At 37.5% G+C, this 15643-nt stretch carries 13 protein-coding genes; 9 read left to right on the forward strand and 4 right to left on the reverse strand.

The features are described from left to right. Positions 1 to 140: 140 nt before the first annotated feature. From H4J66_RS02405 to H4J66_RS02420, 4 genes are all read right to left on the reverse strand, one after another. Positions 141 to 3458 carry a DEAD/DEAH box helicase gene (locus H4J66_RS02405; RefSeq protein WP_182170088.1) on the reverse strand — a complete coding sequence of 1106 codons (3318 nt, stop codon included), beginning with the start codon at positions 3456 to 3458 and terminating at the stop codon, positions 141 to 143. 351 nt (positions 3459 to 3809) lie between these two features. After that, positions 3810 to 5309: an ABC transporter permease gene (locus tag H4J66_RS02410; RefSeq protein ID WP_182170092.1), complete on the reverse strand. Its 1500-nt coding sequence runs from the start codon at positions 5307 to 5309 to the stop codon at positions 3810 to 3812. Positions 5310 to 5318: 9 nt separating this feature from the next. After that, on the reverse strand, positions 5319 to 6017 hold the full coding sequence (locus tag H4J66_RS02415; protein WP_182170095.1) for an ATP-binding cassette domain-containing protein: 699 nt from the start codon (positions 6015 to 6017) through the stop codon (positions 5319 to 5321). Further along, entirely contained in the window at positions 6017 to 6883 is an 867-nt protein-coding gene (locus H4J66_RS02420; protein WP_182170098.1) for a putative selenate ABC transporter substrate-binding protein, read from the reverse strand. Before H4J66_RS02420 ends, H4J66_RS02415 begins: the two co-directional genes overlap by 1 nt. A 543-nt stretch (positions 6884 to 7426) precedes the next feature. On the opposite strand from H4J66_RS02420, the gene H4J66_RS02425 reads away from it, so the two are divergent. From H4J66_RS02425 to H4J66_RS02465, 9 genes are all read left to right on the forward strand, one after another. Beyond that, positions 7427 to 8701, forward strand: a complete 1275-nt coding sequence (locus H4J66_RS02425) for a S8 family serine peptidase (protein ID WP_182170101.1) — start codon at positions 7427 to 7429, stop codon at positions 8699 to 8701. A gap of 163 nt (positions 8702 to 8864) precedes the next feature. Beyond that, positions 8865 to 10184, forward strand: coding sequence for a DEAD/DEAH box helicase (locus tag H4J66_RS02430; protein WP_182170104.1), 1320 nt, complete (start codon positions 8865 to 8867; stop codon positions 10182 to 10184). Between the two features lie 618 nt (positions 10185 to 10802). Then, positions 10803 to 11159 carry a PAS domain S-box protein gene (locus tag H4J66_RS02435; protein WP_182170107.1) on the forward strand — a complete coding sequence of 119 codons (357 nt, stop codon included), beginning with the start codon at positions 10803 to 10805 and terminating at the stop codon, positions 11157 to 11159. After that, positions 11140 to 11577 (forward strand): PAS domain S-box protein, encoded by a 438-nt coding sequence (locus H4J66_RS02440; RefSeq protein WP_182170110.1) that lies wholly within the window; start codon positions 11140 to 11142, stop codon positions 11575 to 11577. Before H4J66_RS02435 ends, H4J66_RS02440 begins: the two co-directional genes overlap by 20 nt. Before the next feature lie 6 nt (positions 11578 to 11583). Beyond that, on the forward strand, positions 11584 to 13200 hold the full coding sequence (locus H4J66_RS02445; RefSeq protein WP_182170113.1) for a bifunctional diguanylate cyclase/phosphodiesterase: 1617 nt from the start codon (positions 11584 to 11586) through the stop codon (positions 13198 to 13200). A gap of 127 nt (positions 13201 to 13327) precedes the next feature. Next, positions 13328 to 13789, forward strand: a complete 462-nt coding sequence (locus H4J66_RS02450) for a nuclear transport factor 2 family protein (protein WP_182170116.1) — start codon at positions 13328 to 13330, stop codon at positions 13787 to 13789. Between the two features lie 236 nt (positions 13790 to 14025). Then, entirely contained in the window at positions 14026 to 14940 is a 915-nt protein-coding gene (locus H4J66_RS02455) for a hypothetical protein (RefSeq protein WP_182170119.1), read from the forward strand. Between the two features lie 166 nt (positions 14941 to 15106). Next, positions 15107 to 15364: a DUF2999 family protein gene (locus tag H4J66_RS02460; protein WP_182170121.1), complete on the forward strand. Its 258-nt coding sequence runs from the start codon at positions 15107 to 15109 to the stop codon at positions 15362 to 15364. Between the two features lie 20 nt (positions 15365 to 15384). Next, the gene (locus tag H4J66_RS02465) at positions 15385 to 15636 is read left to right on the forward strand and encodes a hypothetical protein (RefSeq protein WP_070376573.1); all 252 of its coding nucleotides are present in this window, start codon (positions 15385 to 15387) and stop codon (positions 15634 to 15636) included. Positions 15637 to 15643 lie beyond the last annotated feature (7 nt).

Below are 15643 nucleotides of genomic sequence, written 5' to 3' on the forward strand. Positions count from 1 at the left end.
TATCAGTGCTAATGATATCAAGGCCAGTGATACCAAGGCCAGTGATACCAATTTAGAGGTATTCAAAGCAATAACAGGTCATTAAAAGCGAGTTGATGACTCTACTTATTCTCATCAACTCTGTGCAATGAAATTTTATATTAGCTCAGCGGTGCTAGCAACGAGCCTAAAATATCATCCGTTAAACTCAGTTTATTATCACTGACTTCTTCAGACAATAAAGCTTTAGCAAGTTCTGCTTTATTTTGCTGTATTTTTTGGATTTTCTCTTCTATTGAATTTTCTATAATATATTTATAAACAAAAACAGGCTTGTCTTGTCCAATTCGATACGCTCTGTCAGTTGCTTGATTCTCTACGGCAGGATTCCACCAAGGGTCAAAATGAATCACGGTATCGGCAGCAGTTAAGTTTAAGCCAACACCACCAGCACGTAAGCTAATCAAAAATACCGGTACTTCACCTTCTTGGAATTTATCTACCACGGCTTGTCTATTGGTCGTTGACCCAGTTAGTTTAACAAAATCAATACCTTCTGCCACCAACTCATCTTCTATTAAAGCAAGCATACTGGTAAACTGAGAAAAGATTAATATTTTGCGGCCTTCAGCAATTTGCTCAGGTAGCGTTTCCATTAAATAGTCAAGCTTGGCTGATTGGTTTACTTTTTTAGCGCCTTCAAGCGATAATAATTTAGGGTGATTACAAACCTGTCTTAGTTTTAATAATGCATCTAATACTTCTATCTGACTGCGTTTTAAGCCTTTGTCAGCAATGATATCTTTTAAACGACTGTCCATCGCTAAACGCACTGATTCATAAAGTTCAGCTTGCTGACCTTCAATACGCAATTTTTGAATGATTTCAGTCTTTGGCGGCAACTCAGTGGCTATTTTATCTTTCGTTCTACGTAAAATAAATGGCTTGATGCGTTGGTTTAATAACTGCTTACGCTCTTGCTCACCATGCTTTTCTATCGGTGTTCTAAAGAGTTTAGTAAATTGTCTTTGCCCACCAAGAAAACCCGGTAATAAGAAATTAAATTGTGCCCAAAACTCACCTAAATGATTCTCCATCGGCGTACCGGTTAAGCATAATTTATGTTGCGCTTTGAGGGTCAAAAAGGCTTGGTATAATTTTGTTTTAGTATTCTTTATATAATGAGCTTCATCGAGCACCAGATAATAAAATTTTTGCTGGCTATAAAGCGCTAAATCTTTAGTGATTAATGCATAGCTGGTGATGATAATATCAACTTGATTCTCATGTCCTTCAAAACAATCAAAATGCTGCTGGCGTTTACTGCCGTGTAAAACCCGATAAGAAAGTTGTGGGGTAAATTTTTCTATTTCATTGGCCCAGTTAAAAATAACACTGGTTGGTGCCACAATGAGAACGGGCTTAGTAAGTCGGCCTTGTTGTTTTTCAATTAATAGGTGCGCTAAGGTTTGAATCGTTTTACCTAAACCCATATCGTCAGCCAAAATACCATTTAATTGATACTCGCGTAAAAACTGCAACCAGTTTAGCCCTTGATGCTGGTATGTTCTTAAGGTCGCATTCAATCCTTCTGGTACAGGAACCGTGGTCACTTGTTGGAAGTCCCTGAGTTTGTCAGCTAAGTTTCTTAGCTTACTGGTACCCGTGGCTATCATCCCTTGGTCATCTAACATTGATAATGTTTGATGTCCTTGAAAACGTGAAAGCTCCATAGTGCCATTTTTATTTAAAGCATTGGGCATAAACAGCTCAATAAACTGTTTCAATATCGGTTGTACGCTTTGATAACGCAAGGCAACGAAGTCACCATTCTCTAAGTCAACGTAAATAGGTGAATCAGGCGCAATAAGTTTTTCTTTTTCGCGGTCAAGTAACGCCGATTTAGGGAGTTGTTCAATCGCGCCAAGCAAAATAGGAAATGCTGGCATTTTTTTACCATCAATGGTTAAGTTTAACCCTAATGAGAAAAAGTCATGGTCATCAGTTTGAATAACTTCAGCATCAAAAACACTGTCAGTAGCGAGCGCCTTATAATAAAAATCATCAGTAAAAGTTATATGCCAGCCTAAATTTTTAAGTGGTTGCACTTCTTGATGCAAAAAGTGATGCCAAAGGTAGCGCCCTTGCATTAGCATCGAAAATTTAGGCGTTTTATCTTTATTTAAATAGTCTTCATTGGTGAAAGTATAACGCTTAGCTTTGGGCTGGACGGTAAATTTTAACGTCGTTAACTTATCGATAACCGCTTGTTCAAACGTTAAATCTCGATACAGTTTTATTTTTTTATCAGTTTCATTTTCGTTATCATTTTCACTTGATTTTTTGGGAGTAACCGTAACACTCTCATTATGTGGGTTAACTAAATTTCCTTGGTAGGAAAAGTTAACTTTTACAAAACCTGATTGTGGATCTGCTTCACGAGGTGTTGAAAAGTGCAAATGTACTTCTGGTTTGGTCAACTCTTGTGAGTATTCTGTTTTAGGTTTAGGCAAACGCTGCACAGCATCACCTAACGACATAGATAACTTATTCATGACCCAAGGTAATTTGTCTTCTTCGAAGATAGGTGAATTGAGTAAGTCTGCCTCAAAATCACATTGGGTATTGGTATTAATTTTCCCGAAGCAATTGTTTTTTTCATCATAATAACAAAGCGGCTGTGCTTTGATGATAAGAATATTGGTCGAGGGTTCCATGAAAACAAGTTTTAAGGTGTGTAGCTTGTTATCAAGGGCTAACCACTGCCACTGAGCTTCTATGGGGTCACCCAAAGTGATCGCTTCATTTAAGTCGTAACTTGTTTGCCAAAAACAGCGATTGGTTTTGATAATACGTTCGAATAAATCAAAATACTTGATGTTATCGCCATATTGATTAGTTCGGATCAGTTCGGTAAGCACAGCAACATCATCGTTATTAGCATAGGCACTATTTATTAACGAACTGGCAGAAAACTCGCTGCCAAGTGAACTACTCCAGCCACCACTATTTTTGGGGCGAGCTGATTTAATACCTAAAGTGAAATAGTCATCTTCGTTGTAGCTGTTGGGCTTTAAAAAGTACAAAAGCGATTTTTGTTGGCTATTAGGCTGATATCTACTGGGCTGTGCTTGGAAGCGACTAAGCCATTTATCAATGACTTTTTCAGAAGTCGCAATACTGTTTTGGTCAAAATGTTCGTGAATAAAACACTGTGCTAACGCTGCACCATGCTTACAATCTCGACCAATATAACAATCGCAATAACTGGCAATACCATCATTCTTAATATTTAGCACTAAACGGGTCAAATAAGTGCTTTGGCGAGAGCGTTCACTGTAAACGACACCACGAATTATTTCACCATCAAGGGCGCAGGTTTTAATGCCTTTCGCCTGAAAAATACGCGTTCCTTTTTTCCATTCATTTTTGGCAAAGTGTTTTTCAAGTAATTCAGGTGTAAAAGTGTTTGTAGCCATAAGTTTTTAATTATTAAGAATTCAAATAGGTTGTGAATGGATAAATTAGTTTGATATCACTTCTCAATAGAATAAAAATATCAAGAGGATGATAAATATACATTAATTCAACAGCACTTTCAGGACTTACTGCTAATCGTTAATCATTTATTATATCATCTCAATAGTATCACTGAGAATTAAAACCTTCAATTTGTCTTAATACTTGTAATTAAAGGGTAATATTTTTAATGAAAGCTCATCTTAAGCACCAAGGTTTAATATATACACAGGTATCCTTGCTTTTAAGGACTGTTGAGTCGCTGATTACTTGTAATAAAAGTGGCAAAATCCATAAGTGTTGGCTTCAACTTATGTGGTTAACAATTTTTTGTGGGAATTAAGTAGTCGCCTTGAAATATGATCGATAGCGACATTAAGTAAAGCGGTACAAATGATAAGAATTAATGCATTACTGTAACGTATTTCACTGAAATTACTGTCGATATAAAAACCTAATGTCATAATACCTAAAATACCAAACACGGCAGTTTCACGGACGATTATCTCGAATCGATAAAACAATAAAGCCATCATGTTGGGATAAATGCTTGGCATTATGTGGTAGTTAAACTTATTTATCGTGCTTATCTGCATCAAGGGGGGCGCTATGGCGTTACTTTGTTGAACCGTTAAGTAGGCGATAACACTACCATTATGTATGGCTAGGGCAAGAATAGCAGGTAACATCGATGGGCCAAGTAATATTAAAAAAACAAACGCTAATATGTATTCAGGCACTGAACGGCCAATGAGTAAAATGAACTGACCAAGGTGCGCAAGTGGGATCGGCCATAAATGCTTACTTGCAATGGCATGGGCATTTAAGGTCACAAAGTGGCTAGCTGCTAATGCTAACAAGGCTAAAGTTAGGGTTGATATTGCCCCGGGGAAAGCCTGCTGTGTGATAATGTCGCTAAACCAATTATAAAGTAATGACCATTGTACGTCGGCAAAACTTAAGGTGTTTACTAACACAGGCGGAATAATATCTTGGCTAATAAAACGTATCAGTAAACTGCTATCTAGCGTAGGAATTTCTACCAATGTTATACAAGCAATAATAAGATAAACCCCTAATAATTTAGGAGGGCACCAATAACGAATCGTGCCAATAAGCGCAACAAATATCATCATTAATGCAGCGCCTTCGCTATAGTTTCCTTGTTTAAAAGCGGTTTCTAAATAATAGCCCAGCGTTGGCATACCAATAAATCCTAGCACAGCACTACTGCGCAGCGCACATTCAAAACGGTACCGTGTGTAGGTGATCAGTTGCGGTAAAACTTGAGCTATTTTGCCATAGGTATAGCGGCTAATAATATCTGCTCTGCTGTCAATACTCTCTAATGGATTGTCTGACGATTGATTAATTATATCGTGAAATACCCGAGCAAAAGTGGCGGCAAAGGGAATAGTGATCGCTAAAATTCCTGTTACGGGAGAAAGACCAAAAACTTGTAAAAATAACAGCGCCCAAAAGATCTCATGAATTGCGCGTAAAAAAGCGCAGCAGCCAGATACTAAAGGGTGTTGGTAGATGAGTGCGAGCGGAGCGCCGAGCAGTAGTCCTAAAGATACACCAATAATGGCAAAGTTAAGGGTTTGAATAATCGCTTGGAACAGGTATTCAGTGGCGAAAAAGTCAGCGTGAATAAAACCTTGAGCCATAAGCGATAACTCAAGTAAAGGGTCGGAAGTAATAATTTCTATATCAGCAAAAGGAATAATAACTAAGGCGATAAACCATATTGATAAGGTGATTTTTTGCCAATATCCTAATGGGTAAACTGTATTTTTTAGCAACACCATAAAATAAACCTACGCAACTGCGTCAGTTTGATAAAGTTTGCTGATCTGCTGTTGGTTAATTGACTGTTTTTTGCTGTCGAGTACCAACCGACCTTTATCTAAGGCGATAACACGATCGAAAGCGTTCATTGCCAAGGTACGGTCGTGTACAACCATAATGACAGTTTTGTGGCGAGCTAATATTATTTCAAGTAATCTTGACGCCATTAATGGATCAAGTGCTGAAAAAGGTTCATCACCAAGAAATATATCTTGCTGCTGATATAAAGCTCTTGCTAATGCGACTCGTTGTCTTTGCCCACCTGAAAGTTTATCTACTGACTTGGCTAAGGGCTCATCTAGTTCTAACTGCTGACAAAGTAGACCAATATCGTGTAAGTCTTGTTTAAAAGGTCTCATTAAGTTAATAAGATTAAATAACCAGTGGTGGCGAGCTAAAGCACCCATAAATATATTGTGAAAGACACTTAAGTTATCGACTAAGCCTTGGCGCTGAGAACAAAGCGCTGCGCTGGTTTGTAAACACTGATATACATGGTGCAGAAGGGACGTTTTTCCTGCACCAGAGGGACCAATAATCGCAACTTTTTCACCTTTATTTATCGTCAGGCTTAGGTCAAAGATGACTTGAGTAGCCCCTTTACGCTTACCTGTATTATTGCTGGCTGTTTTATGATGATAGAGGTTTAGGTTGTCGAGGGTTATCATTAATCGATAAGCCCTATCTTTTTAGCCACCGTTAATACTGGCTCAAAATCTTTATTTTCAGCATTAACAAAAGAAGAACGTGGAAAGCTATTAAGTAGCTCTGGGTTATTCATATTGAGAAGTGCCGCCTGCACTTTATTCGCAAAGCCTTTGCCAAATTCCGCATCAACATTGCCGCGTATCGTCCATTGGTAATCAGGGTAGGTAGGGGTTTCCCAAATAACACTGACTTTATTGGTGTCTATTTTTCCTGCACTAAGTGCACTTTCCCATACTTTATAATTAACAGCGCCAACTTGGTAAGCGCCCGCTTGAACTTGAGCAATAGTGCGGCTATGGTCACCAGAAAAGCCAACACGTTTAAACGCTTGTTGCGGCTTTTTAGCTAAATGTTGCTCAATAAAATATTGTGGCATTAATCGACCTGATGTTGAGCCTTTTGAACCGAAGGTGAAGGTTTTATCATTTATATCAGGGAAATTGTTGTTCATCGTTAACCCCGTACTGTGGTGAGCGATAAAATAGCTCTTAAAAAACTGATCTTCATAGCCTTGAGCAATCGCTTGTGAACCAGGCACTAAAATTCGGGCTTGTACGCCAGATAAACCGCCAAACCAAGCGAGTTGAACCTGGTTGTTTTTAAAGGCTGTTACGGCGGCAGAGTAAGACTTTACCGGAACGTATTTTACCTTGACACCAAGTTCCTTTTCTAGATATAAGGCTACTTTTTCGAAACGGGTTCTTAATTGAGACTCGTCCTCATCAGGGATCGCGGTAAAAGTAAAGGTTGCGGCGATAGCGTTGACACTTACTAATAAGCTTAATATTAGCGTTAATGATGTTATTACAGTGGTCAGTATTTTCATAGTATCTCTAGTTTTTTTTAACCCAATAGTAACCTCAATGGGTTGATAATTGATGTTATATTGATGCAGGAAAAGTATGGAAGTTTATGACGTATTATTACTTAAAAAATAGTGATTCACACGCTTTTGCGCAATTTAATCCTTACTCAGCATAAAATATCATTTGTCAGTATGCATTATTAAACATACCTAGCTGTTTCTGTTTACTTGAAACTTAATACACTCAGCAGTCATACTCAACGCATAATTAAATCCTACCTTCTTACGCTCCTCAGCCAAACCTTAAGCACTAACTATTAGCTGCGTTTTAGCAATCGTGTTTATTTGTTCGTTTTTTGTTTGATATTAACTTGATTGTTAACAACTCGATGTCACCCATGAGGGGTTAATATTATTAAAATAGGGGTTTTCCCTGATGGTCATACCAGTATCAAGACTCTACATTAGTAACAACACGTTTACTTTTAGATGTGTACCAAAAACAATAATTAAGTGCTCTATCCTAGAGTAGCTTGAGAAACTTAATACTATGTGGAGCCAAAAATGAAAAAGAAATTAATAAGCTTAATGATTTCATCTTGTATTGCACTGCCAGCTATTGCTGCAGAAGACAACGTACTTAGCAATATTATCGTTAGCCTAGATGCGAATCAAATCGCCAGTGTTGCAGATTTTATCGACGATTACGCTATAGCAAGTAAATATACTTACAGCCATGTTTTTACTGGTTTTTCTGCAACGGTCCCGTCAAAAATACTTGCCCAACTAAGTCAAGATCAACGTGTTTTGAGTGTTTCAAAAGATGGCAGAGTTCACGCAACAAAAAGTACTTCAAATCAAGCGGCAGCCTGCAGTTTCTTATTTGGTTGCCAGACTAGCCAGCAAGAAACTCCTTGGGGAATTAGTCGCATAGGTGCAAATACCGATGAAAACACCGGTCAGGGAGTTCATGTTTATGTTATTGATACAGGTATAGACTCTGATCACCCAGATTTAGCTAGTAATGTCGCTAATGGTTATAGCGTTGAAATGTGTCTTGGTTTAGGTTGTTCAAATAACTGGGATGATGATCAAGGCCATGGCACCCACGTTGCTGGTACTATTGGCGCACTAGATAATAACCTTGATGTTATTGGTGTGGCACCAGCCGTTACCTTACATGCGGTTAAAGTATTAAATGCTGCTGGCAGTGGCTCTAATTCTGGGGTTATTGCTGGTATTGATTGGGTAACACAGCAGGCTGAATCATTAGGCGTAGCGGTTGTTGCTAACATGAGCTTAGGCGGTAATGGCTCTAAAACAGGTACCTGCACCAATGACGGTTTTATTGGTAATGACAACTTTCATCGCGCTATATGTAATGCGAAAAATCAAGGGGTTATTTTTGCTGTGGCGGCAGGAAATGACAGTGCAGATGCTTATGGTTCAACGCCAGCCGCTTATGACGATGCGGTGATAACCGTTAGTGCAACCGATATAAATGATGATTGGGCTGGCTTTTCAAACTGGGGCAATGGCTCTGCTAACTGGACGAGTCATCAATCTGCGCCAGTAGCTATTGCAGCCCCGGGTGCTAATATTTTATCGACTAAAAGTGGTGGTGGTACAACAACGATGAGTGGCACATCAATGGCCGCTCCACATGTTGCGGGTGTTTTAGCACTTTACTTGGAATCTATATCACTAAACCCTGATGGCAGCGCTTTTGACGCAGCAAGAGATTGGTTACTTTACAACAGTGAGTCTAATGCTAACTTAACTAATTCAACGGGTCAGCCTCACCAAGAAGATTTTCTTAACGCAGAAATAGCTAAATAAAGAGCTATTAGTAAAATTTATCTATCTTGTCAGGGGGAGCGGTTAACTTGAATTTAATTCAAGTTAACCGCTTTCTGTTAGGGATAGTCAATTTTATTCACTTACTGGGGCAAAAATAGGCTAAAATATACTTACTTATTTTAGCCTTGAGCCCTTTATCTTAATGACCTCTATTTCACCCCCAATCCAGTTTACAGAACTTGGTCTTATTCCCCCCTTATTAGCTCGATTAACTGAGCTCGAATATATACAGCCTACGCCTATTCAGGCACAAGCTATTCCAAGTGTTTTAGCAGGACGTGATTTAATTGCAGGGGCAAATACCGGTTCGGGTAAAACAGCCACTTTTGCATTACCACTTTTGCAGCACATTTTTCTACAACTATCCGCTGATACAACCTCACATAGCAAGAGTAACAAGGGTAATTATGTTACTGGGCTTATTTTAGTGCCTACGCGTGAACTTGCTAAACAAGTAGCAGACAGCATTAAATCTTATGCCGTGCATTTCAATGGTGCGATAAAAACGGTCGCTGTTTTTGGTGGTGTGTCAGTCAATACACAAATGCTGGCATTACGAGGTGGTACCGATATTCTGGTGGCAACACCAGGTCGATTACTCGATTTAATTTCAAGTAATGCCATTAAGCTCGATTTAGTTAAGACCTTAGTCCTTGATGAAGCCGATAGGATGTTAAGTTTAGGTTTTACCGAAGAATTATCCGCGCTGTTAGCCTTATTACCTAAGAAAAAACAAATATTATTATTTTCAGCAACCTTTCCGGAACAAGTAAAAGCGCTAACCCAAGAATTACTTAACAACCCGATTGAGATACAAGTACAAAGTGCTGATGCAAGTACGCTAGTTCAGCGTGTATTTAGCGTTAATAAAGGTGAAAAAACCGCAGTGTTAGCACATTTAATTGCTGAGAATGAATGGCGACAAGCACTCATCTTTGTTAATGCTAAACACCATTGTGAGCATTTAGCTGAAAAACTTGCTAAACGTGGTATTACCGCGGCAGTGTTTCATGGTGATAAAGGTCAAGGCGAACGAAGTAGGGTGCTTGATGGTTTTAAAGCTGGCGAGATTGACGTGCTCATCGCTACAGACATAGCCGCTCGCGGACTCGACATTGAAAAGCTGCCAGTGGTTATTAATTTCAACTTACCGAGAAGTCCGTCAGACTACATGCATCGTATTGGTCGAAGTGGCCGTGCTGGTGAAGTGGGTCTGGCTTTATCATTAATTGACCATGAAGACTTTCATCACTTTAGTATCATTGAAAAGAAAAATAAAATTCGTCTTGAACGTGAGCAAGTCAAAGGTTTTGAAGCCGATGAAGTCAGTAATGATTCAATTACTGCCGCAGAGAAACCCATGGCAAAGCCTGAAGGCACAGGAAAGAAAAAGCGTAAAAAGAAAGGGTCGGTGAAAACCATAAACGCTGATATTTGGGCGGGTTATAGCGAAGCAGAGTAGATTGATTAAACTAAGCGGCTGAATGTATATTCAGCCTCATGAGCTAATGTCTTACTTGGCAAATATAAACATCAATCATTTATTGGCATTGTGATATTTTTATGGTGTTTTTAGCAAGATTTAGCCCGATGGAATAGGTGCTAATACACTTTTTTTGTCGGTCAATAATCGCTAAATTATACAGTGTCACCTTTGATCTTCTGTACGCTTTTTGACTTTCTGTTATTAATCTCGCCCTATGCTACTATCTTAGCATTAAATGGAATTAAGTTAATTTAACGAACTATCTTAATACAGCTTTTACTTTAATGAGATTTTACATTCATCTTAAGTATAATGGGATCATATGTTCAATGTTAAGCGCTTCTGCCTGCTAAAGGCGATCAAGGTTTCGTTCAAAAAATATCGGTATCTTTGCGCTTTTGTTATGCTGTTATTATTTTCAAATGATACTTTTTCAAAAAGTGATTTTAGCACTATTTTTGAAAGACATAGTGCAGTTATGTTAATCATTGAACCTAAAACTGGTAATATTCTTCAGGCTAATTCAGCCGCTCAAGACTTCTATGGATTCGCAGAAAAAAACTTGAGTCACTAACTATTCAAGATATTAACCTGTTGAGTGTAGAGCAAGTCGCTTCAGAAAGAGCCTTAGCTAAATCAGAAGAGAGAAATTATTTTATTTTTAGACATAAAACCAGTAATGGTGACATCAAAACCGTTTCGTCACATTCCATTCCGATAACTTATAATAATAAAGCTGTGCTGTTTTCCATTATCCAAGATGTGACATCGGAAAGGGAATATCAGCAGGCGCTTTGGCATTATCAAAGTAATTTAGAGAGCTTGGTCGATAAGCAAGTTAATGAAATCGATAAAACTAAAAGAAACTTAATACAACTATTAGTGATAGGTCTCTTGTTATTATCGACCTTGAGTCTTTTTTTACTTTTTTATGTTAAAACGAAAAAATGAAGCTGAAGCTCAGCGTTCATTAATTGCTCAAATTGTAGAGCAAAGCCCGGTCTCAATTCAAACCACAGACCTTAATGGTATTATCACTTATGTTAATAAGGAATTTGTTAAAAGTTCTGGGTTTCAAGCAACAGAAGTGATCGGTCAAAAAACAAATATTCTTAAATCTGGTTTTCATCAATCTCCGCTATATGAAAATTTATGGGCAACAATAACATCAGGTAAACACTGGGTTGGGGAGTTTTATCATCAGCGAAAAAATGGTGATAATTTTTGGGAAAAAGCCAATGTATACCCCCTCAAAGATGCTAAAAATAGAATCACCAGTTATGTAGGGATTGAAGAAGATATTACCCAAGTTAAGCAAGATGAAAAGCAGTTAAGACTCGCTTCAACAGTGTTTAAAACCGCAACATAGGCTGTAATGGTTACCAATGTTGATAATAATATTGTTGCGGTTAATCAAGCGTTTATATTAATTACTGGCTATGAGGAAAAAGAAGTCTTAGGTAGAAATCCTACATTGTTAAGCTCTGGTCATCATGATACAGAATTTTATCAGCGCATGGCGGCAGATTTGGAAAGCTTGGGGCAGTGGCAAGGTGAAATCTGCAATCGACGTAAAAATGGTGAGGTGTTTTATGAATGGTTATCTGTTACTGCTTTGAGAGATGAGTTTGGGCAATTAGAGTCTTATGTTTCACTATTTAGTGATATTACTAAACGTAAAAAGGCCGAAGATAAAATTTATCGCCAAGCCAATTACGATTCATTCACCGGACTCGCCAATAGAAATCTGTTCGTTGACAGATTTGAGCATACTTTGGAACTTGCCCAACGGGACAATAATAGAGTTGCGATATTTTTTATTGATTTAGATGGCTTTAAGAATGTTAATGACACCTTTGGCCATGCCAAGGGAGATATGTTGTTAAAATTAACCACAGAGCGTATCAAAGAGTCGGTAAGAAAAGCCGATACGGTCAGTCGTTTGAGTGGTGATAAATTTGCAATAATTTTGTCGGGTGACAATGATGTCTTTAGTTTTGAAAAAATTGCCAGCCAGATACTTGATAAAATAGCCAAGCCATTTCATTTAATAGAAATAGAAGCTTATGTTACCGCAAGCATAGGTATATCAATATTTCCAGATGATGGCAGTACCTATGAAGAGCTATTGAGTAAAGCCGACAGCGCTATGTATAAAGCCAAAGAAAAGGGCAAAAATAATGTGCAATTTTTTACTAAAGAAATGGACATAAAAGCTCAACAACGAAGGCACCTAGAAGTTGAATTACGCAAGGTTATTGTTAACAAGGAGTTGATTTTACATTATCAACCTATCCATCAAGTTAGTAGTAATAAAGTTGTTTCTGCTGAGGCATTAGTTAGATGGCTACACCCAATAAAAGGCTTGGTTCCACCTGTCGATTTTATTGCATTAGCAGAAGATATTGGTTTTATTACTGAAATTGGAGGTTGGGTCTTAGAAGAAGCTTGTAAACAAGCTAAATGCTGGCAAAGCCAATTTGACCTTGCGCCAAAGATATCAGTTAATATCTCGAGTGTGCAGTTTCAACGTCAGGATTTTATCAGTAAACTGGAAGCTATTTTAGCAAAAACACAACTTGCTCCAGATTCACTGATCCTTGAAATGACAGAAAGTTTATTAATTCAAGAAGATGATCAAACCCTAATTCAGTTATCAGCTATAAGAGCAATGGGCATAGAACTGTCGATTGATGACTTTGGTACCGGCTATTCGTCACTTAGCTACTTAAAGCGTTTTCCTATTAGCATATTAAAAATAGACTGCGCTTTTATCAAAGATATTACCTTTAATGCTGAAAATGAAGCTTTGGCTTGCGCTATCTTGTCGATGGCAAAAAGTTTAGGTTTAAAAGTGGTTGCCGAAGGGGGTGAAGATTATGCTCAGTGCCAATTACTAACTAAGCATCAATGCGATTATATTCAAGGATATTTTTTTAGTCGCCCATTCGAAGAGCACGCCTTTATTGCGTATCTCAACGACAATATTTAGTAATCGAACGTGCAAGGTAATTATAATAAAACGTTATTTTGGTAAGTAACGGTTAATTGTCTATTAACAAAATGGCTATTAATTTAGCTAGGTATAATTATAAAATAATTGATGACGAGGGAAAACCATGAACAATAAAAATTTACTTATTCTTATTTTTACTTTATTCGTAAGCGTTAATTCATTGGCCAATGAAGCCGTTTTTAGACCGGTAGAAGCACTATTTTCTGCGATGTCAGCAGCAGACCATCTTAAAATGAAAGCCGTGGTCACTGATGATTTTCAGTTGTTAGAAGCTGGCGAAGATTGGAGCTTAACCGATCTGATTAACGTTGTTAAACCCTCAGAGTATAAGCGAAGAAATTATTTTAGTGTTATTAAAACAAGGGTTTATAGTGATATTGCCTGGGTAAGTTATTGGAATAAAGCAACTTTCAATAATGGCAAGGAAGAAAGTACTGTAGCTTGGTTAGAAAGTGCCGTCATGGTGAAAGTGGCGGGGCAATGGAAAATGCAAATGCTACATTCAACGCGAATAAAAGCTGAGAGTATTCCTAAAGATATTTTATTGTCTGAATATGTTGATTAACCTGCGAACAACAGATTTAGAGGTGACTAAGTATTGAAAAATAATGACTTGCAGTTGGGATAAACTGTCTTTTCCTAAAAGCGCTAAAACAGTTTATAATAGCGTCGAAAAATTCGATTGGCAGCTGATTTTGAACATTCAAAGTGATCTCCTTATACTTCACCTACTTTCTATCGAATTAAAATAAGTCTTTATTTTAATTCTTTGAAGAGTATTTTTGGAAAATTAAAAACCACATGCTCAAGAAAAACCTAGGTTGGTTAACTCTATTTTTATTATTGTTCATTTTTATTGCGCTGGGTTCATCAATCAAACATCATTATCACAATAAACTGGTTTCAATGGATGAAAGGCTCACCGAAGTTTCTGGTATTGAATTTGATAAGAAAGGTAAACTTTGGGCAATAAATGATGGTGGTGATAAGCCTAATTTATACCGGGTTGAAGCTGATGGTAAAATAAGTAAAACGGTGTTGATCACTAATGCTAAAAATATTGATTGGGAAGATATGACCCAAGACGATTTTGGCCATTTCTTTTTAGGTGATTTTGGTAATAACGACAATAAGCGAAAATGGCTAACCATCTATAAAATAGAAAACCCCATTGATATTAAGGGTGATAGTACTAGCGCTGAGATAATTAAATTTATGTATCCAGAGCAAAATAGTTATCCGCCAAAAGAACATCAGAAAAAATATGATCTAGAAGCTTTTGTTTTTTACAAAAAGAAATTGTACTTATTTACAAAGAACAGATCTGTGCCATTTGACGGTGAAACTAATTTGTACCGAATAGGGGCTTATGCGGCTAATCATCAGGCGACAAAACTCAGCTCTTTCACGACTTGTACGCATCATGAAAAACTCTGTTGGATAACTTCTGCGGCGTTAAGCCCCAATAAAAAGAAACTGGTATTATTAGACTCACAAAGGTTGTGGCTATTTGAAAATTGGCAAGGTGATGACTTTTTTTCAGGCGATGCTTTTGAAATTAATCTAGGGACTATTACCCAAAAAGAGTCAGTGACTTTTTTTGATGATAATACGGTAGTTTATACGGACGAAGAATTTATGGGTATTGGCAGAAATGCTTACTTAATTAAACTTGATCAACAAAGAAAAATTCCTGTTTATTCACTGCAAGAGTGAGCCATGTAAATATTGTTATCAATTTTTGTTTTTTTTAATCATCGAGTCGCTAGGTAAATGACATTTACTGAAAATAGCGTCAATGAATGAGAAAATTAGATTGGTAAATGTCAGTTGAAATAGCGACAATGCTTTTTAGCTAAGTTTTATGTTTTAAGGAAAGGTAATGAATCCTATTATTCAGGCACTAAAAGAATTAAATGTCAGTGAAGAAAAAATTAAAGAACTTTTTCAAGTACTCACCGAAAACCCAATGATGGCGATGATGAATATTCAGTCATTGGGTTTACCACCGGAGAAGTTGCAATCGATTATGATGATGGTCATGTCTAGCCCAGAACTCATTAAAGAAGCGGTTGAAGAGCTAGGTTTAGATTTTGCTAAAGTTGAAGCGGCTAAAGCTAAACTTAAAGAAAATAAATAATAGTTTAGTAACGGTTATTGATGGCTAAGCCCAATAAAAAAGCCCCTGAAAAGTCTGTTGATATTTATTGCAGTAAGTGCCGAGCACCGCTGTATAAATACAAAAAAGGCGGTAAGGGGGCATTAGTTAAATGCTTTAAAGCTCGGATAGTTAAAAATTTTACCATAACACCTTGTGTGTGCCCAAGCTGTGCGAGTATTTTTGCTAGGGAGATGTTAATTCGGGGTATGCCGGCCTTTAAAATGATTGGTGGTAAAGTGACCTTTAAATAAAGGTGCT

This window comes from Colwellia sp. MB3u-55, from assembly GCF_014076785.1.
GTDB lineage: Bacteria > Pseudomonadota > Gammaproteobacteria > Enterobacterales > Alteromonadaceae > Colwellia_A.

Coding starts and splice junctions, on each gene's coding strand:
- H4J66_RS02405 (WP_182170088.1), bottom strand. CDS start 3,458: ATGGCTACAAACACTTTTACACCTGAATTACTTGAAAAACACTTTGCC.
- H4J66_RS02440 (WP_182170110.1), top strand. CDS start 11,140: ATGTTAAAACGAAAAAATGAAGCTGAAGCTCAGCGTTCATTAATTGCT.
- H4J66_RS02455 (WP_182170119.1), top strand. CDS start 14,026: ATGCTCAAGAAAAACCTAGGTTGGTTAACTCTATTTTTATTATTGTTC.
- H4J66_RS02430 (WP_182170104.1), top strand. CDS start 8,865: ATGACCTCTATTTCACCCCCAATCCAGTTTACAGAACTTGGTCTTATT.
- H4J66_RS02460 (WP_182170121.1), top strand. CDS start 15,107: ATGAATCCTATTATTCAGGCACTAAAAGAATTAAATGTCAGTGAAGAA.
- H4J66_RS02445 (WP_182170113.1), top strand. CDS start 11,584: ATGGTTACCAATGTTGATAATAATATTGTTGCGGTTAATCAAGCGTTT.
- H4J66_RS02420 (WP_182170098.1), bottom strand. CDS start 6,883: ATGAAAATACTGACCACTGTAATAACATCATTAACGCTAATATTAAGC.
- H4J66_RS02410 (WP_182170092.1), bottom strand. CDS start 5,309: ATGGTGTTGCTAAAAAATACAGTTTACCCATTAGGATATTGGCAAAAA.
- H4J66_RS02415 (WP_182170095.1), bottom strand. CDS start 6,017: ATGATAACCCTCGACAACCTAAACCTCTATCATCATAAAACAGCCAGC.
- H4J66_RS02425 (WP_182170101.1), top strand. CDS start 7,427: ATGAAAAAGAAATTAATAAGCTTAATGATTTCATCTTGTATTGCACTG.
- H4J66_RS02465 (WP_070376573.1), top strand. CDS start 15,385: ATGGCTAAGCCCAATAAAAAAGCCCCTGAAAAGTCTGTTGATATTTAT.
- H4J66_RS02450 (WP_182170116.1), top strand. CDS start 13,328: ATGAACAATAAAAATTTACTTATTCTTATTTTTACTTTATTCGTAAGC.